Below are 26,997 nucleotides of genomic sequence, written 5' to 3'. Positions count from 1 at the left end.
CGCGCGCTGTTGTGTGGGGTGGGGGGGGTGGGTGGGGGCTTGGGGTGGGCTGGGGGGGGGGCCCCGGGGGGCCCCCCCCCCCCGCCGGGGTACGGCGGGCGCGGGTCCGTCCCGGAGACGCCACGGTCGGGGCCCGGCCGGTCCGGTTCGGGCCGATCCGGTTCAGACGTCGCGCTTCCTCAGCAGGACCGAGGCCAGCACCAGCAGCCCGACCCCCCAGGCCGCACAGACACCCAGGCCCTGCCACGGCGTGAGGATCTGGTCGGCCGACGGGTGGGTGAAGGCGATCAGCTGGCCCGCGTTGGTGGGCAGCCAGGCGGCGATGTCTCGCCCCGCTGTCCCCGGCAGGCTCGATGCCAGGGGGGAGAGGACCAGGACGAAGGTGATCACCCCGGCGACCGCTCCCGCCGTGTGCCTGATCAGCGCGCCGACGGCCAGGGCGAACACGCCCATGGCCGCGAGGAAGAGGCCGGTGCCCGCGACGGCCTTCAGCACTCCCGGATCGGACAGCGCTATCGGGGCGTGCGGGTGGAGCAGCCGCGCCCCGGCGAGGAACGAGGCGAAGGCGGCGATCTCACCGGCCACCAGCGTCAGCGCCGCGAACACCAGCGCCTTGGCGGCGAGCATCGGCGCCCGCTTGGGTACGGCCAGGACACTGGCCCGGATGGTGCCGCTGGAGTACTCGCTGGTGACGACCAGCACACCGAGCACGCAGATCACCAGCTCGGCGAGCCCGAGTCCGCCGAAGATCGCACCGACCGGGTCGTTCAGTATCTTCCGGTGGTCGGCGGGCGACGCTGTGTCCCACTTCGACGCCGCGAGCGCGGAGAGCAGGACCGATACGCCGACCGCGGTCACCAGCATCAGCAGCAGGGTCCACAGCGTGGAGCGCACGGAGCGGATCTTGATCCACTCGGCGCGCAGCAGCCCGATGAAGGGGACGGATCCGCCGGAGGCCGACCGGGCCGGCAGGGCTGCGGGCAGAGCGCTGCCCGCCGGGGTGGTCGCTGTGGTCATGCCGCGCTCCCGCTGGTGAGGGTGGCATCGCCGTACTCGACGCTGCCGCTGGTCATCCGCATGAACGCCTCTTCCAGGGAGGCGCGTTGCGGGGTGAGTTCATGGATGACGATGCGGTGCTCGGCCGCCCACCGGGCGACCTCCTCGGCCTCGGAGCCGGTGACGGTCAGCGCACCGGACGGGCCCTGCTCGGCGACGGCTCCCCTGGCCGCGACGATGTCGCGCAGCCGGTCGGCGTCCGGGGTGCGGACGAGAACCGACGTGGTGGAGTTGGCGTCGATGAACTCGGCGACCGGGCAGTCCGCGAGCAGCCGCCCCCGGCCGATGACGATGAGGTGGTCGGCGGTGACGGCCATCTCGTTCATCAGATGGCTGGAGACCAGGACCGTCCTGCCCTCGGCAGCGAGGGACTTCATGAGGTTGCGGATCCACAGGACCCCCTCGGGGTCGAGCCCGTTGACCGGCTCGTCCAGGAGCAGGATCTGCGGATCGCCGAGCAGCGCCGCCGCGATGCCGAGCCGCTGGCCCATGCCCAGGGAGAAGCCGCCGGAACGTGACCTGCGGACCTCGGTCAGTCCCACCCGTTCCAGCACCTCGTCCACCCGTGCGGCGGGCAGGCCCTGGGTGCGGGCGAGGAAGAGCAGGTGGTGGTAGGCGCTGCGGCCCTTGTGCATGGCCTTCGCCTCCAGCAGCGCACCGATGGTGCGCAGCGGGTGGATCAGCCGTCCGTACGGGACACCGCCGATGGTGGCGGAGCCGCTGTCCGGGCGGTCGAGTCCGAGCAGCAGCCGCATGGTCGTGGACTTTCCCGCGCCGTTGGGCCCGAGGAAGCCGGTGACCTTGCCCGGCTGGACGGTGAAGGTGAGGTCCTGCACGGCGGTCCGGTCGCCGTAGCGTTTTGTCAGGCCGCTGGCCTCGACCAGAGGGGCGGGACGGGTCATCAGAACTGCCTTTCCTGTGGGGGATTCCGGTACGGGGACCGGTGGACTGGGTGCGGGGCCCGGTGCGGTGGCTCCGCGGCGCGGAGGGCGCGCAGCCGGCCCGCGATGTCGGCGGCCAGTTCGGCGGCCCGGGGCACCAGGTAGAAGTGGTCGCCCGTGAAGCGCCTGGCGTCGAACCGGCCGGGGCTCACATCGCCCCAGGCCAGCACCGAATCGGCCGGTACGTCGGGGTCGGCGTCGCCGTAGTAGGCGACGACGTCGGTGTCGAGGACGCGCAGCCGGGCCTGCTCCGCGTAGCCGTCGACCAGCAGGTAGTCCGAGCGGATCGCCGGGAGGACCAGGTCGAGCAGATCGGGGTCGTCGAGCGCGGCGGCGAGCGGACCGCCGCGGCGCCGGACGTCGGCGATCAGCGCGTCGTTGCCGTCTCCCCCGAGGGTCGTGCGGGCCAGACGGTGCGGGGCGGCCCGGCCGGAGACCAGCAGCGCGGCGGGTCCCGGGCGCCCCGAAGCGGCGAGGCGGGAGGCGACCTCGTACGCCACCGACGCGCCCATGCTGTGGCCGAAGAACGCCACGGGCCGGTCCATGAGGGGGGCCACCGCCTCGGTGAGCGGCCCGGCGAGCTGGTCCATGCGGGCGACGAGCGGGTCGGTGATCCGGTCCTCACGGCCGGGGTAGCGCACCGCGAGGACCTGGGTGTCCCGGTCGAGCCGGGCCGGCCAGCCGCGGAAGAAGCTCGCCGCGCCCCCGGCGTGCGGGAAGCAGACCAGCCGGATCCGGGGATCGGGGCCGGTGGTGCCGAGGTCTCGCAGCCAGCGGGCGGTGGCGGCCGGATTCGGAGCCGGATTCGGAGCTGCGGTGGGGGCGGGAGCGGGAGCACAGGTGGGATCCATAGCTGTCATACAGCTCACCTGCGGCGGCGGTACTGGCGTACGGAGAGCGGGGCCAGCACCGCGATCAGGCCCAGGCTCCAGGCCAGGGCGCCCACCACATCGCCGGCCACCGGGCCGCCGGTCAGCAGCCCGCGCGCCGCGTCGACCACCGTCGACATCGGGTTGTGCGCGACCACCAGGCCGAGCCAGTGCGGCATGGTCCCGGGGGCGACGAAGATGGAGCTGCCGAACTGGAGCGGCACCATGGCGAGCATGCCCACGCTCTGCACGGTCTCGATGGTGCGCGCGGTCAGCCCGATGAACGCGTGCAGCCAGGCCAGCGCGACCCCGTACAGCAGGATCAGCCCGATCGCGGCCGCTGCCTGGAGGATCCCGGTGTGCACCCGGAAGCCGATCGCCAGGGCGAAGGCGAACACCACGAGCAGGCTGGCCAGCATCCGTACGGTGTCCGCGAGGATCCGGCCGGACAGCACCGCCGACCGCGCCATCGGCAGCGAGCGGAAGCGGTCCATCACGCCGGTGGAGAAGTCGATGCTCAGGCTGGTGCCCGAGGTGCGTGAGGCGATGGTGGTGGTCAGCGCCATGATGCCGGGCATCACGAACTGCCGGTAGGCGCCGGCGCTTCCGGAGATCGCGCCGCCGAATATGTAGACGAAGATCAGCGCGAAGATGACCGGCATCAGCGTCGCGTCGAGCACCTGGCCGGGGCTGGCGAGCACCTTGCGCAGATTGCGCCGGGCGATGGCCAGCGAATGGCGCAGTGCCTCACGGGGACCGGGGACACCGGCCAGAGGGACGGAGACTGCCGTACTCATGCCGCGCTCCTGGTGATCTCGTGGTCGGCGGAGGTCCGGGCGGGCCGCCCCGCGAGGGACCCCGCGGCGCCGGTGGTGTCGGTGGTGTCAGAAGGGCCGGGGGTGCCGGAGGTCTCGACGGTCTCCGCGGAGTGGCCCGGGTCCGCGGCCTCCGGCCGGTTGTCCGGGAGTACGGCGGGTGCCGTGCCGGTCAGGGTCAGGAAGACTTCGTCGAGGCTCGGCACATGGGTGTCGACGCGGGCCAGCGGGATCCCCGCATCGCCCAGCACCCTGACCGCAGAGGTGAGTTCGGCGCCGGTTCCGCTCAGCGGGAGCGACACCACCGACTCCTCGTCGTCCGCGCGGGCCGTACCGAGGCCGGCGGCGAGCAGCGCGCGGCGCACCGCGGCCAGGTCGTCCGGCCGTTCCGGCGCGATCCGCAGGACCGGGCCGCCGATCCGCTCGCGCAGCTCCTGGCTGGTGCCGGACGCGATGACCTGGCCGTGGTCGATCACCATGACGGAGTCGGCCAGCGCCTCGGCCTCCTCCATGTACTGGGTGGTCAGCAGCACGGTCGTACCGTTCCCGGCCAGGGCACGCACCTCGGCCCAGAGGGCGTTGCGGCTGTGCGGGTCGAGTCCGGTGGTCGGCTCGTCCAGGAACAGCACCTTCGGGTCGCCGAGCAGGCTCGCCGCCAGATCGAGTCTGCGGCGCATGCCACCGGAGTAGCCGCGCACCGGCCTGCCGCCCGCTTCGGTGAGGCCGAAGCGTTCCAGCATGGCCTCGGCGCTGCTGCGGGCCTGCCTGCGGCCCATGTTGAGCAGCCGGCCGACGAGATAGAGGTTCTCCCAGCCGGAGATGTCCTCGTCGACGGCCGCGTACTGCCCGGTCATCCCGATCAGGGAGCGGACTTCGCGGGGCTGCTTCACGACGTCGTAGCCGTGCACCAGGGCGCGGCCTCCGTCCGGCCGGGTCAGTGTCGCGAGCATGCGGACCGTGGTCGTCTTGCCGGCTCCGTTGGGGCCCAGCAGGCCGAGCACCACACCGGTCGGAACCTCAAGGCTCACGCCCCGCACGGCGGGGGTGCCCCCGAAGTTCTTGACCAGATCTTCTGTCCGTATCGCAGGGGTTGTGGTTGTCATGGGGTCCTCTCGGTGTCCGCGGGAAAAGAAAGCGGCGACCGGACGCTAGAAGGCCCGTCTATCGGCGGCTTATCGCCCGCATAAGGCCGGCCGGAGCCGCCGGGCCGGTGCGGAGCGCGGAAAGGTCTTCAATAACGCACCGAAATAACGGCTCCCTACGGTTCTGGCCAGTCGGAAAGCGAGAACGAGGGAGTCGTATCCATGGCAGGAGTCGCGATACGGGGCCGGGGAACCGGGCTGTCGCAGGACCCCGCACCGGTCGGTGGGCGGCTGGCCGCCCGGCTCGCCGGTCACGCCGCGAGCACACCGGACGCCGTCGCGGTGTCCGGAGGCGGACAGCGCTGGAGCTACCGGGAGTTCGACGCGGTGAGCGGCGCGGTCGCGGCCCGGCTGCGGGCCCTCGGGATCGGCGTCGGTGACACGGTCGCCGTGTACGCCCGCCGCACCCCGGCGCTGGCCGTCGCGCTCGTCGCGGTCGCCAGGTCCGGCGCCGCGTTCACCGTCCTCGACGCGGCACACCCCGGGGAGCGGCTCCGTCAGTACGCGGTCCGTACCGCGCCCGTCGCCTGGCTGACCTGCGGCGCGGGCGAACCCCCCGCCGCACTCACCGGCACGGCACCGGTCCTGCGGGTGTCCGACGCTCCCGGGTCCGGCACTGACGGCCCCGACGCTCCCGGCCCCGATGCGGCGGGCGCCGCCTCCGGGACCACGACCGGCTTCCCGCCCGTGTCCGCCTCCCTCTCCGGCGGCCCGTACCCCGCCGACCGCAGGGCGTACACCAGCTTCACCTCCGGCACCACGGGCACGCCCCGAGCCGTCGAAGGCGGCTGGGAGGCCGTGGAGCACTTCCTCGACTGGTACACCGGTACGTTCGCGCTCGGGTCCGGCGACCGGGTGGCTGTGCTCTCCGGGCTCGGCCATGACCCGCTGCTGCGCGATGTGTTCGTGCCGCTGTGGGCGGGCGGCTCGGCCGTCTTCCCCGACGCGGGGCCCGGTGAGGCAGCGGCGGTGGCGCGCTGGCTCGCCGATGAGGCGGTCACCGTCGTCCACCTGTCCCCCGGCCTCGGCGACGCGCTGGCCGACGCGGCCGGTGGCGGTGCCCACGGGGCCGCCTGGCCCGCGCTGCGGCTGGTGGGCTTCGGCGGCGATGTGCTCGGCTGGAGCACGGTTGACGCCTGGGCAGCCCACGCCCCCGGGGCCCGGCTGCTCAATCTGTACGGCACCACGGAGACCCCGCAGGCCGTTTCCGTCGCGGTCGCCCATGAGCCCGGCGCGCCGCCCGCCGTACGGTCCGGGCCCCGGGTCCCGCTCGGACCCGGAATCGAGGGCGTGGAACTGCTGGTGCGGTACGACGACGCCACGCTCGTCCCCGCCGTAAACGCCGACGCCCCGGGTGAACTGGTCGTCCGCACCCGCCATCTGGCCCGGTACGCCGACACCGCCCGCCCGGACACCGCCAGCCCGGACGGTCCTGCCGCCGGTTTCGGCGGCCCGGACGCCGGCGACTACCGCACGGGCGACCGGGTCCGGCCGCTGCCCGGCGGCGCCCTGGTGCCGGACGGCCGTCTCGACGGCCGGCTCACCGTGCGCGGCTTCCGTCTTGAACCCGCCGAGACGGAGGCGGCGCTGCTGCTGGCCCCCGGCGTCGCCCGCGCGGCTGTCGCCGTGCACGGCGGATCACTGACCGGATACGTGGTGCCCGCAGCGGCCGCCGCCCCGGACCCGGACGCCGTAAGTACCCCGGCCGCCGCCCCGGGCCCGGACGCCGTGAGCTCCCCCGCCATCACCCCGGCCCCCGGCACCGTCAGCGCCCGCACCATCACCCTGGACCCCGACGCCGTAAGGGACTTCGTCGCCGGGCTGCTGCCCGCGTACGCCGTGCCGGACCGGGTCGTCGTCCTGGGCGCGCTGCCGCTGACCGACCGGGGCAAGACCGACCGTGCCGCGCTCCCCGCACCCGTGCCGGATGAGGCCACCGGTGGCCGGGCCGCCGGCCGCGCCCCGCGCGGGGTCCGCGAGGAGCTGATGTGCGGGCTGTTCGCGGAGGTGCTGGGCATCCGGCGGGCCCGCCCCGGCGACGACTTCTTCGCGCTGGGCGGCCACTCCCTCAAGGCCAACCGGCTCGTCAACCGGGTCCGCCGGATCTTCGGGGTGACGCTCCCCGCGAACGCGGTCTTCGACGCCCCCACCCCCGCCGCGCTCGCCGCCCGGCTGGACGGCGCGGCCACCGGCCGCCCGGCCCTCACCCGCGCCGAACGTCCCGCGCGGCTGCCGCTCTCGGCCGCCCAGCGGCGCCTGTGGTTCCTCCAGCAGCTGGACGCCGACGACACCTCGTACAACATCGCCCTCACCCTGCGGCTCACCGGGCCGCTCGACCGTGGAGCACTGCGGGCGGCGCTCGGCGACCTCACCGACCGGCACGAGGTGCTGCGCACCGTCTACCGGCAGGACGGCGGCGAGCCCTGCCAGGAGATACGCGACGAGGCCCGCCCGGAACTGCCGGTGACCGCGGCCACCCGTACCGCGCTGCCGGACCTGCTCTCCGCCGCGGCCCGCCACCGCTTCGACCTGGCCGCCGAACCCCCGCTGCACACCTCGCTGTTCGCAGTGGACGACGGCAGCCATGTGCTGCTCCTGGTGCTGCACCACATCGCGACCGACGGCGGTTCGCTCGCCCCCCTCGGCCACGACCTGTCCCGCGCCTACGCCGCGCGGGCCGGCGGCGCGGCACCGGACTGGGAGCCGCTGCCCGTCCAGTACGCCGACTACACGCTCTGGCAGCACGGCGCCGACGACTCAGAAGCCCAGCTCGGCTACTGGGCGCAGCGGCTGGCCGGGCTGCCGGACGTGCTGGAGCTGCCCACCGACCGGCCGCGGCCCGCCGTCGCGAGCAACCGCGGCGCGCGCACCACCTTCACCGTGGACGCCGCCCTGCACCAGGGCCTCGCCGCACTGGCCCGGCGGACCGGTTCGACGCTCTTCATGACCGTGCAGGCCGGTATGGCCGCGCTGTTCACCCGGCTCGGCGCCGGTACGGACATTCCGTTCGGCACGGCGACGACCGGCCGGTCCGACGAGGCGCTCGACCCGCTGATCGGCTGCTTCGCGAACACCCTGTGCCTGCGCACCGACACCTCGGGCGCCCCGTCCTTCCGCGATCTGCTCGGCCGGGTACGCGCCGCGGACCTCGCGGACTTCGCCCACCAGGACCTGCCGCTCGACCGGCTGGTCGAACACCTCAACCCGGGACGCTCGCTCGCCTACCACCCGCTGTTCCAGACGATGCTCACCTTCCAGGGCGCGGACCGCGCGGAGTTCGATCTGCCCGGACTCGGCGCCGAGCTGGGCACGGTGGACCGCGGGGCGGCCAAGACCGATCTGTCGTTCCTCTTCCAGGAGTCAGCGGACGGAGCGCTCGCGGGCACCCTGGAGTACGCCACCGACCTCTTCGACGCCGAGGGTGCACAGGCGCTGGCCGAGATGCTCGTACGGCTCCTCGCATCGGCCGTCGCCGACCCGGCCCGGTCCATCGCCGAGCTGGACATCCTGGGCGCCGACGACCGGGCGCGGCTGCTGTACGCGTGGAACGACACCGGCCGTACGGTGCCCGACGCCACGCTGCCCGAGCTGTTCGAGGCGCAGGTACGGCGCACCCCGGACGCCGTCGCCGTCGAGCACGACGGTGCCACGCTCACCTACCGGCAGCTCAACGCACGCGCCAACCGGATCGCCCGGCTGCTGGTCGCGCGGGGCGTCGGCCCCGAGCGGTACGCGGCCGTCGCCCTGGAGCGCTCCACCGATCTGGTCGCGGTGCTGCTCGCGGTCGGCAAGGCGGGCGGCGCCTATCTGCCGCTCGACCTGTCGTACCCGGCCGAGCGCATCGCGTTCATGCTGGAGGACGTCGCCCCGGTCACGGTCATCACCACGGCCGGGGTGAGCGGCCGGCTCCCGGACTCCGTACCGCAGCTGATCCTGGACGCACCGGAGACGGCCGAAGAGCTGTCCGGCGCCGACCCCGAAACGACGGGACCCGGCACCGGCCCCGAAACGACTTTCCCCGCAACGGACCTGACCGACCGTGAGCGCAACGCGCCGCTGCTGGCCGCCCATCCCGCCTTCGTCATCTTCACCTCGGGCTCCACCGGGCGCCCCAAGGGCGTGGTGGTCGAGCACCGTTCCCTCAACCTCTATCTGGCCTGGACCCGGCAGGCGTACGACCAGGTGGCGGGCCGCGCACTGGTGCACTCGCCGGTCTCCTTCGACCTCACCGTCACCGGTCTGTTCGCGCCGCTCACCTCGGGCGGCAGCATCCAGCTGGTGGGGCTTGACGGCAGCGCGCCGGACAACGCCGTCACCCGGCGGCCCACCTTCGTGAAGGCCACCCCCAGCCACCTCCCACTGCTCACCGAGCTGCCCGACACCTTCTCGCCCTCCGGCCAACTGGTGCTCGGAGGCGAGTCGTTGATGGGCGAGGTGCTCCAGGAGTGGCGGGACAGACACCCCGGTGCGACCGTCATCAACGAGTACGGCCCGACCGAGACCACGGTGGGCTGCACCGAGTACCGCATCGCGCCCGGCGAGACGGTGCCCGCCGGGGTGATCACCATCGGCACCCCCGTCTGGAACACCCGGATGTACGTACTCGACGCCCGGCTGCGGCCGGTGCCGCCCGGGGTTCCCGGCGAGCTGTACATCGCGGGCGGTCTGGTGACCCGCGGCTACGCGGGGCGTCCCGGCCTGACCGCGGGCCGCTTCGTGGCCGACCCGTTCGGGCCGCCCGGGGCCCGGATGTACCGCTCCGGCGACCTGGCCCGCTGGAACCGCGCGGGTCGGCTCGAATTCATCAGCCGGGTGGACCACCAGGTGAAGGTGCGCGGCTTCCGGATCGAGCCCGGCGAGATCGAGTCGGTGCTCGGCGCGCACCCCGGGGTGTTCCAGACGGCGGTGATCGTCCGCGAGGACCGGCCGGGCGACAGACGGATCGTCGCGTACGCGGTCCCGGCCGCCAAGGACAGCGCGGCCCTCACGGACAGCACGACCGGTGCGGCAGCCACGGCCGGTACGGGCGACGCCACCGCCGACGCGGGCGCTGTGACCGCCGAAGGGCTGCGGGCGTACGCCGCCGGGCGGCTGCCCGACTACATGGTCCCCGCCGCCGTGGTGCTCATCGACCGGCTCCCGCTGACCGCCAACCGCAAGCTCGACCGGGCCGCTCTGCCGCTGCCCGAGCTCCCGGCCGCAGCCGGGGGTCCGGCCCCGCGCACGGCGGCCGAGGAGATCCTGTGCGGGCTCTTCGCCGAGGTGCTGGGTATCGAAGCGGCCGGACCTGAGGACAACTTCTTCGACCTCGGCGGGCACTCGCTGCTCGCGACCCGGCTGATCGGCCGGATACGCCCGGTGTTCGGCGCAGACCTCTCGATCCGGGTGCTGTTCGAGGCGCCCACGGTCCGCGAGCTGGCCGCCCGGCTCCCCACCGCGGACGGGGCGGGCGCACGGCCGTCCCCCCGGCCGCGCCCGGACCGGATCCCGCTCTCGCACGCCCAGCGCGGCCTGTGGTTCCTGAACCGGCTGCACACCGGCGCCACCACCTACAACGTGCCGCTCGCGGTCCGGCTCCGCGGCCCGCTCGACCTCCCCGCGCTGGAGGCCGCGCTCGGCGACCTCACCGCCCGGCACGAGACGCTGCGCACGGTGTACCCGGAGTCAGAGGGCGAGCCGTACCAGCGGGTGCTGCCCGTGGCCGGTCACACCCCCGCGCTCGACGTCCTGGACGTGACCGATGAGGAACTGCCCGGCGCGCTCGCGGACGCGGCCCGGCATGTCTTCGTACTCGACACCGCGCCCCCGGTGCGGTTCACGCTGCTGCGCACCGGACCCCGCAGCCATGTCCTGGTGGTGCTGATCCACCACATCGCCGCGGACGGCTGGTCCACCGGGCCGCTGCTGCGCGATCTCTCCCACGCCTACGCCGCCCGTACCGGCGGCCGGGCCCCGGCGGCGGAACCGCTGCCGCTGGCCTACGCGGACTACGCGCTGTGGCAGCGCGAACGTCTTGGCTCCGCCGACGACCCGGACAGCCCGCTCGCCCGGCAGGGCGCCTACTGGGCGGAGCGGCTCGCCGGGAGCCCGGAGCTGATCCCGCTCCCGCTGGACAGGCCACGCCCCGCGGTCGCCTCGCACCGCGGCGGACGCGTGCCGTTCCGGCTGGACGGAAAGACCCATGGGGCGCTCTCCGCGCTCGCCAGGTCCACCGGGACGACCGCGTTCATGGTGCTGCACGCCGCGGTCGCCGCGCTGCTGACCCGGCTGGGCGCGGGCACCGACATCCCCGTGGGCACCGCGGTCGCCGGCCGCTCCGACGAGGCGCTTGAGGGGCTGGTCGGCTTCTTCGTGAACACGCTGGTGCTGCGTACGGACACCTCGGGCAACCCCACCTTCCATGAACTCCTCGACCGGGTACGGGAGACCGACCTGGCCGCCTACAGCCACCAGGACGTGCCGTTCGACCGGGTCGTGGAGATCGTCAACCCGGTGCGGTCGCTCGCCCACCACCCGCTCTTCCAGGTGATGCTGGTCGGCCAGGACGCGGCGGCGGGCGCGGCCGACTTCCCGGAACTCTCCGCCCAGGTGGAGGACTTGAGCGCGGGCGCAGCCAAGTTCGATCTCACGATCAGCGTCGAGGAACGCCCCGCCTCGATCACCGGAACGCTCGGTTACGCGGCCGACCTCTTCGACGCCGGCACCGCACGGACCCTCACCGACCGTCTGGTGCGGCTCATCGAGGCGGCCGTCGCCGACCCGGCGCTCCCCATCGGGGAGCTGCCCCTGCTGCCCGCCGCCGAACGCGAGCGCGTTCTGTACGGCTGGAACGCCACCGGGGCTCCCGTCCCGGCGGGTTCACTGCCGGCCAGGTTCGAGGAGCAGGCGGCCCGCACCCCGGACGCGGTCGCCCTGCGGTCCGGCGCCGACGTCCTGACGTACGGCGGGCTCAACCGGCGGGCCAACCGGCTAGCCCACCGGCTCATCGCCGACGGGACCGGGCCCGAGAGCCGGGTGGTGCTCCATCTGGAGCCGTCCTTCGACGCCGTCGTGGCCGTACTCGCCGTCCTCAAGGCGGGCGCGGTGTACGTCCCGCTCGACACCCGCTATCCGGCGGACCGCATCAGGGTGATTCTGGAGCAGTCCCGCGCCCAGCGCGTCATCACGGACCGGACAGGACCCGCGGCCGTCGGCTTCCCGCCGGACATGACGGTCCTGCGGGTGGGGGAGGAGGACGGCGCCGGCCACCCCGGCACCACCCATCACCCATGCACCACCGGCCACCCCGGCGCCGACACCGACCCGCTGCTCCCCATCCACCCGGACCGGCTGGCGTACACGATGTTCACCTCCGGTTCGACCGGGGTGCCCAAGGGGGTGGCGGTCACCCACCGCGCCGTCGTGGCGCTCGCGGCCGACCCCGCCTTCGCGGGTACGCCGCACCGGCGGGTCCTGCTGCACTCGCCACTCGCCTTCGACGCCTCGACGTACGAGCTCTGGGTGCCGCTGCTCTCCGGCGGCGAGGTTGTCATCGCCCCGCCGGGCGAGGTCGATGTGGCCGTCCTGCGGGAGGTGCTCGGCGGCGGCCGGGTCACGGCGGCGTTCTTCACCACCGCCCTCTTCAATCTGCTGACCGAGGGCGACGACAGTCCGCTGGCCGGGCTGCGCGAGGTGTGGACCGGTGGTGAGGCGTGCTCGCCCGCCGCGATGCGCAGGGCGGCCGAGCGGTTCCCGCGGACCACCGTCACGCATGTGTACGGGCCCACCGAGTCGACCACCTTCGCCACCGCCCACCGGGTACGCACCCCGTACGATTACCCGGGCGCCCCGCCCATCGGCGGCCCGCTGGCCAATACCACCGCCTATGTGCTGGACGGCCGGCTGCGGCCGGTTCCCGCCGGGGTCACCGGGGAGCTGTATCTCGGGGGCGCGGGCCTGGCCCGCGGCTATCTGGGCCGCCCCGACCTCACGGCGGGCCGCTTCGTCGCCGACCCGTACGGCCCGCCGGGCGCCCGGATCTACCGCACGGGCGACCTGGTGCGCTGGAACGGCGAGGGCCAGATCGAGTTCATGGGCCGCGCCGACCACCAGGTCAAGGTGCGCGGCTTCCGGATCGAACTCGGTGAGATCGAAGCGGTGCTGGCCGCCGACCCCGCCGTGGCACAGGTGGCGGTCGTGGTCCGCGAGGACCGTCCCGGCGACCGCCGGATCACCGCCTACGCGGTCCCCGCGGGCGGCGCCGGATTCGACGCGGCCGCGGTCCGTGCGGCTGCCGCACGGACGCTGCCCGCCTTCATGGTCCCCTCTGCGTTCGTCCCGCTGGAGGTGCTGCCGCTGACGCCGAACGGGAAGCTCGACCACAAGGCGCTGCCCGCGCCGGACACGGTGAGCCGCCCGGCTGGCCGACTGCCCACCACCGAGCGCGAGAAGCTCCTCTGCGGGCTGTTCGCCGACGTCCTGGGCCTGGAGACGGTCGGCATCGACGACAACTTCTTCGAGCTGGGCGGCCACTCCCTGCTCGCCACCCGGCTGATCAGCCGGACCAGGACGGCGCTCGGCGCCGAACTGCCCATCCGCACCCTGTTCGAGAACCCGACGGTGGAGACCCTGGTCGGCCGCCTCGCGGTCGCCGACAGGGCCCGGCCCGCCCTGCGGCCGATGAGAAGGACCGAGGAGACGTCATGATCCCGCTCTCTTACACCCAGCGCCGGCTGTGGTTCCTGCACCGTCTTGAGGGCCCCAGCGCGACGTACAACGTGCCGCTGGTTCTGCGGCTCGCCGGCCGGCTGGACGTGGCGGCGCTCGAATCCGCGCTGGCGGATGTGATCGGCCGGCACGAGAGTCTGCGCACGGTCTTCCCGGAGACGGACGGGGTGCCCCGGCAGCATGTCCTACCGCCGTCGGACGGAGTGCCCGGCCTGGTGGTGACGGAGGTCTCCGACGAGGCCCTGCCGGACGCGCTGACCTCGGCCGCCACGCACGCCTTCGAGCTGGGTGATGAACTCCCGGTTCGTATGACGTTGTTCCGGGTGGGTGTGGAGCGGCATGTGCTGTTGGTGCTGATGCATCACATGGTGGCGGACGGGTGGTCGGCGGGTCCGTTGTTGCGGGATCTGTCGGTGGCGTACGAGGCGCGGCTTTCGGGTGGGGCGCCGCAGTGGGAGCCGCTGCCGGTGCAGTTCGCCGATTACGCCTTGTGGCAGCAGGAGTTGCTCGGTGACGCTGCTGATCCATCGTCATTGATGGCCCGTCAGTCCGCTTACTGGGGTGAGCGTCTGGCGGGGATGCCGGAGCTGATCGAGCTGCCGCTGGACCGGCCGCGTCCGGCCACCGCCTCCCACCGGGGCGGCTCGGTCGAGCTGCGGATCGGGGCCGGGACCCACCGGGCCCTGGACGCCCTGGCCCGCTCCACGGGCGCCACCCTGTTCATGGTGTTGCAGGCGGCTGTTGCGGCGTTGTTGTCGCGGCTTGGTGCGGGTGTGGATGTGCCGTTGGGTACGGCGGTTGCGGGTCGTTCGGATGAGGCGTTGGAGGAGTTGGTCGGGTTCTTTGTGAACACGCTGGTGTTGCGGACGGATGTGTCGGGTGATCCGTCGTTCCGTGAGTTGGTGGAGCGGGTGCGGGAGGCGGATCTTGCGGCTTTCGCGCATCAGGATGTGCCGTTCGAGCAGGTCGTGGAGACCGTCAACCCGGTCAGATCGCTGGCCCACCATCCGCTCTTCCAGGTCATGCTCGTACTCCAGAACAACGCGGCGGGCCGTCTGACGCTCCCCGGGCTCACCACGGAGACCGAGGACCTGAGCGCGGGCACCGCCAAGTTCGACCTCACCTTCAGCATCCATGAGCACCACACGGCCGACGGCACACCCGATGGCATCAGCGGTGGCCTGACCTATGCCATGGATGTGTTCGACCGGGGGTCGGTCGAGGTGTTGGTGGGTCGGTTGGTGCGGTTGTTGGAGGGTGTTGCCGCTGATCCGGATGTGCGGGTGGGTGCAGTTGAGGTGCTGGCCCCGGTGGAGCGGGTGCGGTTGCTGGAGGAGTGGAACGACTCGGCGGGTGTGGTGCCGGTGGGTGCGTTCCCGGAGTTGTTCGAGGGGTGGGTGCGTCGGGTTCCTGATGCGGTGGCGGTGGAGTTCGGTGTGGTGTCGCTGTCGTATCGGGAGCTGAATGAGTGGGCGAACCGTTTGGCCCGGGTGCTGGTGGACCGGGGTGTGGGTGCGGAGCGTTTGGTGGCTGTGGTGTTGCCGCGTTCGGTGGAGTGGCTGGTCGCGGTGTTGGCGGTGATGAAGGCGGGGGGTGCGTATCTGCCGGTCGATCCGGAGTATCCGGTGGACCGGATCGCGTACATGCTCGGCGACGCCCGCCCGGTCCAGGTTCTCACCGACGCGGGGACGGTCTCGGTCCTCGACGGCATCGAGGGGCTGCCCGAGCCGCTGATCCTGAACGAGCTCTCTCTCGACGCGACGCCCTCCCACGACCTGGAGCTGGACCTCGATCCCCGGTCGCCCGCCTACGTGATCTACACCTCCGGCTCCACCGGGCGACCGAAGGGCGTCGTCGTCACCCACGCCGGTATCGCGAGCCTGTCCCGCTCGCAGATCGACTCCTTCCAGGTGACCGGCGCCAGCCGCGTTCTGCAGTTCGCGTCCCCGAGCTTCGACGCGGCCTCGTGGGAGGTGTGTATGGCGTTGTTGTCGGGGGCGCGGTTGGTGATGGCGTCGGCGGAGGAGTTGTTGCCGGGTGAGGGGCTGGTGCGGACGGTGCGCCGGCATGGGGTGACGCATGCGACGTTGCCGCCTGCGGCGCTGGCGGTGTTGCCGGTGGGTGGGCTTCCTGCGGGGATGACGTTGGTGGTGGCGGGTGAGGCGTGTCCGCCCGCGGTGGTGGAGGAGTGGTCGCGGGGCCGTCGGATGGTCAATGCGTATGGTCCGACGGAGACGACGGTGTGCGCGACGATGAGTGGTCCGTTGTCGGGTGCCGTCGTCCCGCCGATCGGTTCGCCGCTGGTCAATACCCGGGTGTTCGTGCTGGATGCGGGTCTTGAGCCGGTGCCGGTGGGGGTGGCGGGTGAGTTGTATGTGGCGGGTCCTGGTCTGGCGCGGGGTTATCTGGGGCGTCCTGGTCTGACGGCGGGCCGGTTTGTCGCGTGTCCCTTTGGTCCGGCGGGTGCCCGGATGTATCGCACGGGTGATCTGGTGCGGTGGCGGGCCGATGGTCAGCTGGAGTATCTGGGGCGTACGGACCACCAGGTCAAGGTGCGGGGCTTCCGTATCGAACTCGGCGAGATCGAAGCGGTGTTGGCTTCGCATCCGGGCATCCGCCAGGCCGCTGTGGTTGTACGGGAGGACCGGCCCGGGGACCGGCGGCTGACCGCGTACACCGTGGGCGAGGCGGACGTGGCAGTACTGCGGACTCATGCGACCGCGCGGCTGCCCGAGTACATGGTCCCGTCGGCCTTTGTCCCGCTGGAGGTGCTGCCGCTGACGCCGAACGGCAAGCTCGACCACCAGGCGCTGCCCGCCCCCGAGACCGCAGTGCGTACCACTGGCCGTGCACCCGGCAGTGAGCGTGAGGCACTGCTCTGTGGGCTGTTCGCTGATGTGCTGGGCCTGGAGACGGTCGGCGTCGACGACAACTTCTTCGAGAGCGGCGGCCATTCACTGCTGGCCACCCGGCTGATCAGCGGTATCCGCAAAGTGTTCGGGATGGAGCTGCCGATCCGGGCGCTCTTCGAAGCGCCCACCCCGTCCGCCCTGGCCGCCCGGCTCGGCGGTACGGACCGGGCGCGTACCTCACCGACCCGGCGCACCCGGCCCGCATCCGTACCGCTCTCCTTCGCACAGCGCCGCCTCTGGGTGCTCTCGCAGGTCCAGGGCGCCGATGCGACGTACAACGTGCCGCTGGCGCTCCACCTCGACGGGGTTCTCGATGTGGCGGCGCTCGAATCCGCGCTGGCGGATGTGATCGGCCGGCACGAGAGTCTGCGCACGGTCTTCCCGGAGACGGACGGGGTGCCCCGGCAGGAGGTGCGGTCACCCGAGGAGGGCATCCCGGTGCTCACCGTCACCGAGGTCCTCGAACAGGAGCTGGACTCGGCGCTGAGGTCCGCCGCCACGTATGCCTTCGAGCTGGGCGGCGAACTCCCGGTTCGTATGACGTTGTTCCGGGTGGGTGTGGAGCGGCATGTGCTGTTGGTGCTGATGCATCACATGGTGGCGGACGGGTGGTCGGCGGGTCCGTTGCTGCGGGATCTGTCGGTGGCGTACGAGGCGCGGCTTTCGGGTGGGGCGCCGCAGTGGAAGCCGCTGCCGGTGCAGTACGCGGACTATGCGCTCTGGCAGCAGGAGCTGCTGGGTGACGCGGCTGACCCCGCATCGGTGATGTCCGCCCAAACGGACTACTGGCGTACGGCTTTGGCGGGGATGCCGGAGCTGATCGAGCTGCCGCTGGACCGGCCGCGCCCGGCCACCGCCTCTCATCAGGGTGACGACGTGGATGTCCGTATCTCGGCCGACGCACACCGCGCGCTCACGGCACTCGCCCGGACCACGGGAGCTACCCCGTTCATGGTGTTGCAGGCCGGGGTTGCGGCGTTGTTGTCGCGGCTTGGTGCGGGTGTGGATGTGCCGTTGGGTACGGCGGTTGCGGGTCGTTCGGATGAGGCGTTGGAGGAGCTGGTCGGGTTCTTTGTGAACACGCTGGTGTTGCGGACGGATGTGTCGGGTGATCCGTCGTTCCGTGAGTTGGTGGAGCGGGTGCGGGAGGCGGATCTTGCGGCTTTCGCGCATCAGGATGTGCCGTTCGAGCAGGTCGTCGAAACGGTCAACCCGGTCAGGTCACTCGCGCACCATCCGCTCTTCCAGGTCATGCTCACCCTCCAGAACCAGGAGGCCGCAGCGGTCGCCCTGCCCGGTCTCGATGGGGTGGCGTCGGGTCTGGACACCTCGGCAGCCAAGTTCGACCTGGCGTTCAGCCTCCGCGAACAGCACGACGCGGAGGGCCGCCCGGCCGGGATCGCGGGTAGCGCCGTCTACGCCATGGATGTGTTCGACCGGGGGTCGGTCGAGGTGTTGGTGGGTCGGTTGGTGCGGTTGTTGGAGGGTGTTGCCGCTGATCCGGATGTGCGGGTGGGTGCAGTTGAGGTGCTGGCCCCGGTGGAGCGGGTGCGGTTGCTGGAGGAGTGGAACGACTCGGCGGGTGTGGTGCCGGTGGGTGCGTTCCCGGAGTTGTTCGAGGGGTGGGTGCGTCGGGTTCCTGATGCGGTGGCGGTGGAGTTCGGTGTGGTGTCGCTGTCGTATCGGGAGCTGAATGAGTGGGCGAACCGTTTGGCCCGGGTGTTGGTGGGTCGGGGTGTGGGTGCGGAGCGTTTGGTGGCTGTGGTGTTGCCGCGTTCGGTGGAGTGGCTGGTCGCGGTGTTGGCGGTGATGAAGGCGGGGGGTGCGTATCTGCCGGTTGATCCGGAGTATCCGGTGGACCGGATCGCGTACATGCTCGGCGACGCCCGCCCGGTCCAGGTGCTGACGGATACGGCCACGGTCTCCGTGCTGTCCGGTGTGGACGGGATCCCCGAACCGCTCGTCCTCGACGACGTCCCGCTGGACGAGGTGCCCCGCGCCGATCTGGGCCTCCTGCTGAATCCCCGTTCGCCCGCCTACGTGATCTACACCTCCGGCTCCACCGGGCGACCGAAGGGCGTCGTCGTCACCCACGCCGGTATCGCGAGCCTCGCCACCGGCCAGAGCGAGACGTTCGGCATCACCCCCGAGAGCCGGGTTCTGCAGTTCGCCTCACCGAGCTTCGACGCCGCCGCATCCGAGGTGTGTATGGCGTTGTTGTCGGGGGCGCGGTTGGTGATGGCGTCGGCGGAGGAGTTGTTGCCGGGTGAGGGGCTGGTGCGGACGGTGCGCCGGCATGGGGTGACGCATGCGACGTTGCCGCCTGCGGCGCTGGCGGTGTTGCCGGTGGGTGGGCTTCCTGCGGGGATGACGTTGGTGGTGGCGGGTGAGGCGTGTCCGCCCGCGGTGGTGGAGGAGTGGTCGCGGGGTCGTCGGATGGTCAATGCGTACGGTCCGACGGAGACGACGGTGTGCGCGACGATGAGTGGTCCGTTGTCGGGTGCGGTGGTTCCGCCGATTGGTTCTCCGTTGGTCAATACCCGGGTGTATGTGCTGGATGCGGGTCTTGAGCCGGTGCCGGTGGGGGTGGCGGGTGAGTTGTATGTGGCGGGTCCTGGTCTGGCGCGGGGTTATCTGGGGCGTCCTGGTCTGACGGCGGGCCGGTTTGTCGCGTGTCCCTTTGGTCCGGCGGGTGCCCGGATGTATCGCACGGGTGATCTGGTGCGGTGGCGGGCCGATGGTCAGCTGGAGTATCTGGGGCGTACGGACCACCAGGTCAAGGTGCGGGGCTTCCGTATCGAACTCGGCGAGATCGAAGCGGTGTTGGCTTCGCATCCGGCGGTGCGGCAGGCGGCTGTGGTTGTACGGGAGGACCGGCCCGGGGACCGGCGGCTGACCGCGTACACCGTGGGCGACGCGGACGCGGCGGAGCTGCGGGCCGAGGTCATGGGCCGGCTCCCCGAGTACATGGCCCCCTCGGCGTTCGTTCCGCTGGAGGTGCTGCCGCTGACGCCGAACGGGAAGCTCGACCACAAGGCGCTGCCCGCCCCCGATACGACGGCGCACACCAGCGGCCGTGTACCCGGCAGTGAGCGCGAGAAGCTCCTCTGCGGGCTGTTCGCCGACGTGCTGGGCCTGGAGACCGTCGGAGTCGGCCACAACTTCTTCGAGATCGGCGGCGACAGCATCCTCGCCATCCAGCTGGTGAGCCGGGCCCGCAAGGCCGGGCTGCGGTTCAGCGCCCGTGAGGTGTTCCGGCACCAGTCACCGGCCGCCCTCGCCCTGGTCGCCGATGCGGTCGTCCGGGACGCCGTCGCGGATACGGTCACCGAGGACGGGACCGGAGAGGTCACGGCCACCCCGATCATGCACTGGCTGCGCGAACTGGGCGGCCCCTGGAAGGGGTTCAACCAGTCCATGGCCGTCCAGGTGCCGGCGGACGCCGACCCGGAGCGCCTGACCGCCGTCCTGCGCTCCCTGCTCACCCGGCACGACGTACTCAGGATGCGCGCGGTGCCCGACGCCACGGGATGGCGGCTGACCGTGCCCCGGGCTGCGGACACCGCCGTACCGCTGCGCCGGGTGGACCTGACGGGTGCGGCGCCGGAGAACGCGGAAGCCGTCGTCGCGGAGGAGGGAGAGCGGGCCAGGCTGCGGCTCGACCCCGGTGCCGGGGCGATGGTGGAGTTCGTCTGGTTCGACCACGGGGCGGGCCGGCCTGGGGTGCTGCTCATCGTCGCCCATCACCTCGTGGTGGACGGGGTGTCCTGGCGCATCCTGCTCTCCGATCTGGCCGCCGCCTGGCTGGGGGACGCGCCCGACCCCGTACCGACCTCGTTCCGCCGCTGGTCCCAGCGGCTCGCCGAGGCAGCGGCCGACCCCGTACGGACCGCCGAACTCGCCCTGTGGGAAACCGTCCTGGACACCCCGGACCCGCTGCTGGGCGACTGCGCACCGGACCCGGCGCGCGATGTGGCCGGTACGACGCGCTCGGTCACCGTCAGGCTGCCCGCCGAGGTGACGGGACCGCTGCTGACCAGCCTCCCCGCGGCCTTCCACGCCGGAGTGAACGACGTACTCCTGACGGGGCTCGCGCTGGCCGTCGCCGAACACCGCGGCAAGCGCGGCCATCACGGTACGGCCGTCCTCATCGACCTGGAGGGGCACGGCCGTGAGGAGATCGTCCCGGGCGCCGAACTCGCCCGCACGGTCGGCTGGTTCACCTCACTGCATCCCGCCAGGCTCGACCCCGGCGAGTACGCGAGCGGCGGATCCGCCGTCTTCGGACGGGCCCTGAAACGCATCAAGGAACAGCTGCGCGCGCTGCCCGAACACGGCATCGGGTACGGCCTGCTGCGCCATCTCAACCCGGCGACCGCGGACACGCTCGCCGGTCGCCCCGCACCGCAGATCGGCTTCAACTACCTGGGCCGCTTCCCCTCCGGGGGCCCTGCGGGCACCGCCGACTGGGCCACCGTGCCCGGTGTGCGCGGTCCGCTGCCGCGCGACCCCGGGATGCCGGTCGGGCACGCGCTGGAGATCAACGCCATCACCCAGGACCTGCCCACGGGCCCCGAGCTGACCGCCACCTGGACCTGGCCGGAAGCCCTGTTCGCCGAAGAGCGCGTACAGGAGCTGGCCGACGGCTGGGCGCGGATGCTGCGGGAGCTGGTCACCCACGCCGATACGCCGGACGCCGGCGGCTACACCCCGTCCGATCTCTCCCTGGTCTCGCTGAGCCAGGACGAAATTGACGACCTGGAAGCAGAACTGAGGAGCATCGCATGAAGACTTCTGGCATAGAGGACATCCTGCCGCTCTCGCCGCTGCAGGAGGGCCTGCTCTTCCACGCGCTGGCCGGCGACGACGACACCGATGTCTACAACACCCAGCTGGTCCTCTCCGTCGAGGGTCCGCTGGACGAGGAGCGGATGCGGACCGCGGCCGCCGCGCTGCTGCGCCGGCACGCCAATCTGCGTACCGCCTTCCGCCAGCGCGCCAACGGCCACCCGATCCAGGTCGTGCACCGCGAGGTGCCGCTGCCGTGGACCCGTACCGATCTGTCCGCGCTGGCCGCCCCTGAGCGGCAGCGGGCCCTGGACGCGCTCCTCGACGCGGACCGGGCACGCCGCTTCGACCTGGCGGCCGCGCCCGCGCTGCGCTTCACGCTGGTACGGCTGGACGCCGGGCGGCACACGCTCGTCCTGACCAACCACCACATCCTGATCGACGGCTGGTCGGCCCCCGTGCTCCAGCGCGAACTGTTCACGCTGTACGCGGAACACGGTGACCCGGCGGCACTGCCCGCCGTTACCCCGTACCGCACCTATCTGGCCTGGCTGGCCGCGCAGGACGGGGAGGCCGCGGACGCCGCCTGGCGGCAGGCGCTGGCGGGTCTCGCCGGACCGACGCTGGTCGTCGCGCCCGATCCCGGGCGGGCGCCGGTGCTGCCCGATTACGTGTCCACGGAGCTGTCCGCCGGGCTGACCGCAGCGCTGACCGGGGCGGCCAGGGCGCACGGGCTGACCGTCAACACCGTGCTGCAGGGGGTGTGGGGGCGGGTCGTCGGCGAGCTGACCGGCACGGCGGACACCGTCTTCGGGTCGGTGGTGTCCGGGCGCCCGCCCGAGCTGCCCGGCATCGAGACGATGGTCGGCCTCTTCATCAACACGGTGCCGGTACGGGTACGGCTCGACGGTGCGCTGCCGTTCGCGGAGAACCTGGCCAGGCTCCAGGACGAGCAGGCGCTCCTCCTCGGCCACCAGCAGTCGCGGCTCGGCGACCTCCAGCGGCTCGTCGGCCCCGGCGATCTCTTCGACACCGCGCTGACCGTGGAGAACTACCCGGGAGGCGGCAGCCGTCCGCCGTCGTACGGCGGGCTCCGGGTCGCCGCCGTGTCCGGCAAGGACGCGGCGCACTACCCGCTGCGGCTGATCGCCGGGCTGGCCGGGGACCGGCTGCTGCTGCGTCTTGAGCACCGGCCCGACGTCTACCGGCCGGACGCCGCCGGTCTGCTGCTCGGCCATGTGACCGCACTGCTCGAAGCGGTCGCGGGGGATCTGTCGGTACGGGTGGACCGGCTGCCCGCGCTCACCCCGGGGCAGCGTGCTTCCCTGCCCGCGGCGGCCGCCCGAGCGGCGGAGGCGGCCGGGCAGGCCGGGACCGGGGCGCGGATGCCGGGCCGCACCGAGGGGGCGGCCACCGCACCCGCACCCGCCGCACCCGCGTCCGCACCCCGCCCCGCCGGGTCGGAACCGCGTGAGGAGATCCTGCGCGGGCTCTTCGCCGAGGTGCTGGGGCGGGCGTCGGTCGGCGCTGACGACAACTTCTTCGAGCTGGGCGGCCATTCGCTCTCCGCGCTCAAGCTCCTCGGCCGGGTGCGCGCCGCGTTCGGGACGGCGCTGCCGGTGCGGACCCTGTTCGAGTCGCCGACGGTGACCGGACTCGCCGCCCTGCTCTCGGCGGCCGAGGGCGGCACCGACAGCGGCGCGGACCGGCTGGACCGTGCGCAGCGGCCCCCGCTGGTCCCGGCCGCCCGCCCCGAGCGGGTGCCGCTCTCCTTCGCCCAGCAGCGGCTCTGGTTCATGGACCGCCTTGAGGGGCCCGGCGCCACGTACAACATCCCCATGCCGCTGCGGCTGACAGGTGCGCTGGACATCGCCGCACTGACCGCGGCGCTCGGCGACCTCACCGCCCGCCACGAGAGCCTGCGGACCGTCTTCCCCGAGGACGCCGACGCCGTCCCGTACCAGCGGGTGCTCGACGCGGCGCAGGACGCGGCCCGCCCGGTGCCGTCCGTCGTCCAGGCCGACGAGGCGTCGGCGGACCGGCTGCTCCGCGAAGCGGCCGGGCGCCCCTTCGATCTCGCCACCGAGATCCCGCTGCGCGCCACCGTGCTGCGGCTCGCCGAGCGGGAGCACATCCTGCTCCTCGTGGTGCACCACATCGCGGGTGACGGCGGCTCCCTCGCGCCGATGCTGCGGGACCTCGCCGACGCGTACACCGCCAGGCTCGACGGGCGCGCGCCCCAACGGGCCGCGCTCCCCGTCCAGTACGCCGACTACACGCTCTGGCAGCGCGCGTTCCTCGGCGCCGAGGACGACCCGTCGAGTGTGCTGTCCCAGCAGCTCGCGCACTGGCGGGAGGCGCTCGACGGGACACCCGCGCAGCTGGAGCTGCCGGCCGACCGGAGCCGTCCCGCGGTGGCCGACCACCGGGGCGACACCGTCGGGTTCACCCTGGACGCGGGAGCGCACACCCGGCTCACCGCACTGGCCAGGGCCGCCGACTGCACGCTCTTCATGGTGGTGCAGGCCGGACTCGCGGCGCTGCTGAGCAGGCTCGGCGCGGGCCATGACATCCCGCTCGGCACCGCGGTCGCGGGGCGCGGCGATCCGGCCCTCGACGAGCTGGCCGGGTTCTTCGTCAACACGCTGGTGCTGCGTACCGACACCTCGGGAGACCCGTCGTTCCGTGCGCTGCTCCGGCGTGTCAGGGAGACCGATCTGGCCGCGTACGCCCACCAGGACGTGCCGTTCGAGCGGCTGGTCGAGGCGCTCAACCCGGTGCGGTCCGCCGCCGCGCACCCGCTCTTCCAGGTGATGCTGGCCTTCCAGAACAACGACAGGCCGCAGCTGCGGCTGCCCGGCATCGAGGTCGGGTTCGACGGTCTGGGCGCGGGCGTCGCCAAGTTCGACCTCTCCTTCAGCATCGCCGAGACCCACACCGAGGACGGCGCACCGGCCGGTCTCCGGGGTGTGGTGGAGTACGCGACCGCGCTCTTCGACCCGGAGACGGCGCGGTCCCTCGCCGAACGGTTCGCACGGCTCCTCGCGTCGGCCGCCGCCGACCCGGCCCGCCCGCTGAGCGGGCTCGACATCCTCTCCGACGGCGAACAGCTCGGCCTGCGGGAGCGATGGCAGGGCGCCGCCCCGCGCGAGGCCGCCGCCGCCTTCCCGACGCTGTTCGCCCGGCAGGCCGCCCGCACCCCGCACGCCGAGGCAGTCCGGTACCGCGACGAGAGCCTCGACTACCGCGAACTGGACGCACGCGCCAACCGGTTGGCGCACCAGCTGATCGCCGCGGGGGCCGGGCCCGAGCGGTTCGTCGCCATCGCGCTGCCCCGCTCGGCGCAGCAGATCACCGCCGTGCTCGCGGTGCTCAAGGCCGGTGCCGCCTATCTGCCGCTGGACCCCGACTACCCCGCGCAGCGGCTCGCCCTGATGCTCGCCGACGCGTCTCCGGTCTGCGTCCTCACCGACACGGCGACAGCGGAGCGGCTGCCCGCGACGGACGCCCCGCTGACCGTCCTGGACGACCCGGCCACGGCCGCCGCGGTGCGCGCCCGGAGCGCCGCCGAACCGCGGGTGGCGCTGCTGCCCGACCACCCGGCGTACGTCATCTACACCTCGGGCTCCACCGGCGTCCCCAAGGGCGTCGTCGTCCCGCACCGGGGCCTCGCCGGGCTCACCGGGACCCACCGCCACGAGCACGGCGCGGGCGAGGGCAGCCGGGTGCTGCAGTTCATGTCGCCGTCCTTCGACGTGTCGGTGTCCGAGCTGTGCATGGCGCTGCTCACCGGCGCGGCCCTCGTCATCCCCGAGCGCCCGCCGGTCGGCGCCGAGCTGGCCGGGTTCCTCGCCGACCAGGGCATCACCCACGCCCATCTGCCCCCGGCCGTACTCGCGGGCGTCCCGGAGACCCCGCTGCCTCTGCTCCGTACGCTGATCACCGGCGGTGAGGCCTGCACACCCGAGCTCGTCGGGCGGTGGGCGCCGGGCCGCCGCATGATCAACGGTTACGGGCCCACCGAGGCGACCGTCGAGGCCACCCACGGGGTCAACGACCCGGCACACACCGCCGGTCCGCAGTCCATCGGCCGCCCCAAGGCAGGTGTCCGCGCCTATGTGCTCGACGCGGCGCTGCGGCAGGTGCCGCCGGGTGTCACGGGGGAGATCTATCTGGCGGGCGAAGGGGTCGCGCGCGGCTATCTCGGCCGGCCGGGGCTGACCGCCGCCCGGTTCGTCGCCGACCCGTTCGGCGCCCCTGGCAGCCGGATGTACCGCACCGGGGACCTCGGGAAGCGGCGCAGGGACGGCCGGCTCGACTTCGCGGGCCGCACCGACGACCAGGTCAAACTGCGCGGCTTCCGCATCGAGCCCGCCGAGGTCGAGGCCGCGTTCGCCCGCAGGCCCGAGGTGTCCCGGGTCGCCGTGACCGTACGCGAGGACCGGCCGGGCGACCGCAGACTCGTCGCCTATGTGGTGCCCGCGTACGAGGGCGCCGACCTGGCCGAGCTGCGGGCGGCGATGGCCGGTGAGCTTCCCGGGCATCTGGTGCCTTCGGCGGTCGTCGCCCTGGACGAGCTGCCGCTCACCCCGAACGGCAAGCTCGACCAGCGCGCCCTGGCCGCCCCCGCCGACACCGGGGCCGCCGCACACCGGCCGCCCCGGTCCGCCCGTGAGGCGGCGCTGTGCGGACTGTTCGCCGAGGTGCTCGGCGTCGAACGGGTCGGCGTCGACGACAACTTCTTCGAGCGGGGCGGGCATTCGCTGCTGGCCTCCCGGCTCGCCGGGCTGGTCGGCCAGGTGCTGGGCACCGCGATGACCGTCCGCACGGTCTTCGAGGCCCCCACCCCGGCCGCCCTGCTGCGCAGGCTCGACGGCGGCGGTGCGTCCGGCGGCTTCGACGTGCTGCTGCCGCTGCGCACCACGGGCGACCGGGAGCCGCTGTTCTGTGTGCACCCGGTGGGCGGGCTCAGCTGGTGCTACTCGGCGCTGCTGCGCACCCTGGACCCCGGCCGCCCGGTGTACGGACTCCAGTCACGCGGCGTCGACGGCGCCGGGGCGCCCGCCGTATCGCTCCCCGCGATGCTCGCGGACTACGCGGCGCAGATCCGCAGCGTCCAGCCGGACGGCCCCTACCATCTGCTCGGCTGGTCGCTCGGCGGTTCGCTCGCCCAGGCGCTGGCCGCCGAACTCCAGCAGCAGGGCGCCGATGTGGCCTCGCTGGTGCTGCTCGACTCGTACCCGGTGGAGGAGGAGCGCCGGGTCGAGACGGACGAGGTACAGATCATGACCGACATGGTGCGGGCGTACGCCCGGCTGCACGGCGACGAGGTCCCGCCGGCGTCCGACCGCGCCGGGATCCGGGAGCGGATCGTGGCGTACATGGGGCGCGGTGAGAGCGAGTCCCGCTTCCTGAGCGAGGAGCAGCGCGGGGCGGTCCTCGACGTACTGGTCGGCAATGTACGGCTGGTGTCACCGGTGGAGCCCGCCCCGTTCAAGGGCCGGGTGCTGCTCGTGGAGGCGACCGAGAACGTCCGGGAGTGGGCCCGGCCGCAGGACTGGGAGCCGTATCTCTCGGGCGACTTCGAACGGTACGAAGTGGCCACCACGCACGAGGCGATGCTGTCTCCCGCGCCCGCGGCGGAAATCGGCCGGATCCTTTCCCGGCACCTCTGACGGAATCGCGCTGGGAGAGAGCTGACGGCGCGCTGACGAACAGCGCCAAAAGGCGGTGTGTGCGGCCCTTTCGGGGGGCCGTACACACCGCCT

The 26,997-nt window shown here is 72.9% G+C and carries 8 protein-coding genes; 3 read left to right on the top strand and 5 right to left on the bottom strand.

Annotated features, from left to right (window positions below; all coding sequences use genetic code 11):
- Positions 1 to 162 precede the first annotated feature (162 nt).
- Genes ACFXBC_RS01325 through ACFXBC_RS01305 form a run of 5 tightly spaced genes read right to left on the bottom strand, consistent with a single transcriptional unit; the run spans position 163 to position 4,784 of the window.
- Positions 163 to 1,017, bottom strand: coding sequence for an ABC transporter permease (locus tag ACFXBC_RS01325; RefSeq protein ID WP_385017153.1), 855 nt, complete (start codon positions 1,015 to 1,017; stop codon positions 163 to 165).
- Complete coding sequence (locus ACFXBC_RS01320; protein WP_385017429.1) at positions 1,014 to 1,940, bottom strand: ABC transporter ATP-binding protein; 927 nt, start codon at positions 1,938 to 1,940, stop codon at positions 1,014 to 1,016. The genes ACFXBC_RS01325 and ACFXBC_RS01320 overlap by 4 nt, the downstream gene beginning before the upstream one ends.
- A 17-nt stretch (positions 1,941 to 1,957) precedes the next feature.
- Positions 1,958 to 2,857: a thioesterase II family protein gene (locus ACFXBC_RS01315; RefSeq protein ID WP_385017150.1), complete on the bottom strand. Its 900-nt coding sequence runs from the start codon at positions 2,855 to 2,857 to the stop codon at positions 1,958 to 1,960.
- A gap of 5 nt (positions 2,858 to 2,862) precedes the next feature.
- Positions 2,863 to 3,663, bottom strand: a complete 801-nt coding sequence (locus ACFXBC_RS01310) for an ABC transporter permease (RefSeq protein ID WP_385017147.1) — start codon at positions 3,661 to 3,663, stop codon at positions 2,863 to 2,865.
- Positions 3,660 to 4,784, bottom strand: coding sequence for an ATP-binding cassette domain-containing protein (locus ACFXBC_RS01305; protein WP_385017144.1), 1,125 nt, complete (start codon positions 4,782 to 4,784; stop codon positions 3,660 to 3,662). Before ACFXBC_RS01305 ends, ACFXBC_RS01310 begins: the two co-directional genes overlap by 4 nt.
- 201 nt (positions 4,785 to 4,985) lie before the next feature.
- Between ACFXBC_RS01305 and ACFXBC_RS01300 the strand changes: the two genes are divergently transcribed.
- The 3 genes from ACFXBC_RS01300 to ACFXBC_RS01290 are packed head-to-tail and all read left to right on the top strand — an operon-like array spanning position 4,986 to position 26,904.
- Complete coding sequence (locus tag ACFXBC_RS01300) at positions 4,986 to 13,508, top strand: amino acid adenylation domain-containing protein (RefSeq protein ID WP_385017140.1); 8,523 nt, start codon at positions 4,986 to 4,988, stop codon at positions 13,506 to 13,508.
- Entirely contained in the window at positions 13,505 to 21,229 is a 7,725-nt protein-coding gene (locus tag ACFXBC_RS01295; RefSeq protein ID WP_385017138.1) for an amino acid adenylation domain-containing protein, read from the top strand. Before ACFXBC_RS01300 ends, ACFXBC_RS01295 begins: the two co-directional genes overlap by 4 nt.
- Positions 21,226 to 26,904 carry an amino acid adenylation domain-containing protein gene (locus ACFXBC_RS01290; RefSeq protein ID WP_385017135.1) on the top strand — a complete coding sequence of 1,893 codons (5,679 nt, stop codon included), beginning with the start codon at positions 21,226 to 21,228 and terminating at the stop codon, positions 26,902 to 26,904. Before ACFXBC_RS01295 ends, ACFXBC_RS01290 begins: the two co-directional genes overlap by 4 nt.
- Positions 26,905 to 26,997 lie beyond the last annotated feature (93 nt).

The organism is Streptomyces sp. NPDC059398, assembly GCF_042751845.1.
Lineage (GTDB): Bacteria > Actinomycetota > Actinomycetes > Streptomycetales > Streptomycetaceae > Streptomyces.
Note: the sequence above shows the minus strand (reverse complement) of the source record. Positions and strands in the feature narration are given on the sequence as shown.

Excerpts from the sequence above, each read along its gene's own strand:
- ACFXBC_RS01325 (WP_385017153.1), bottom strand. The coding sequence starts at position 1,017 with ATGACCACAGCGACCACCCCGGCGGGCAGCGCTCTGCCCGCAGCCCTG.
- ACFXBC_RS01315 (WP_385017150.1), bottom strand. The coding sequence starts at position 2,857 with ATGACAGCTATGGATCCCACCTGTGCTCCCGCTCCCGCCCCCACCGCA.
- ACFXBC_RS01310 (WP_385017147.1), bottom strand. The coding sequence starts at position 3,663 with ATGAGTACGGCAGTCTCCGTCCCTCTGGCCGGTGTCCCCGGTCCCCGT.
- ACFXBC_RS01305 (WP_385017144.1), bottom strand. The coding sequence starts at position 4,784 with ATGACAACCACAACCCCTGCGATACGGACAGAAGATCTGGTCAAGAAC.
- ACFXBC_RS01300 (WP_385017140.1), top strand. The coding sequence starts at position 4,986 with ATGGCAGGAGTCGCGATACGGGGCCGGGGAACCGGGCTGTCGCAGGAC.
- ACFXBC_RS01295 (WP_385017138.1), top strand. The coding sequence starts at position 13,505 with ATGATCCCGCTCTCTTACACCCAGCGCCGGCTGTGGTTCCTGCACCGT.
- ACFXBC_RS01290 (WP_385017135.1), top strand. The coding sequence starts at position 21,226 with ATGAAGACTTCTGGCATAGAGGACATCCTGCCGCTCTCGCCGCTGCAG.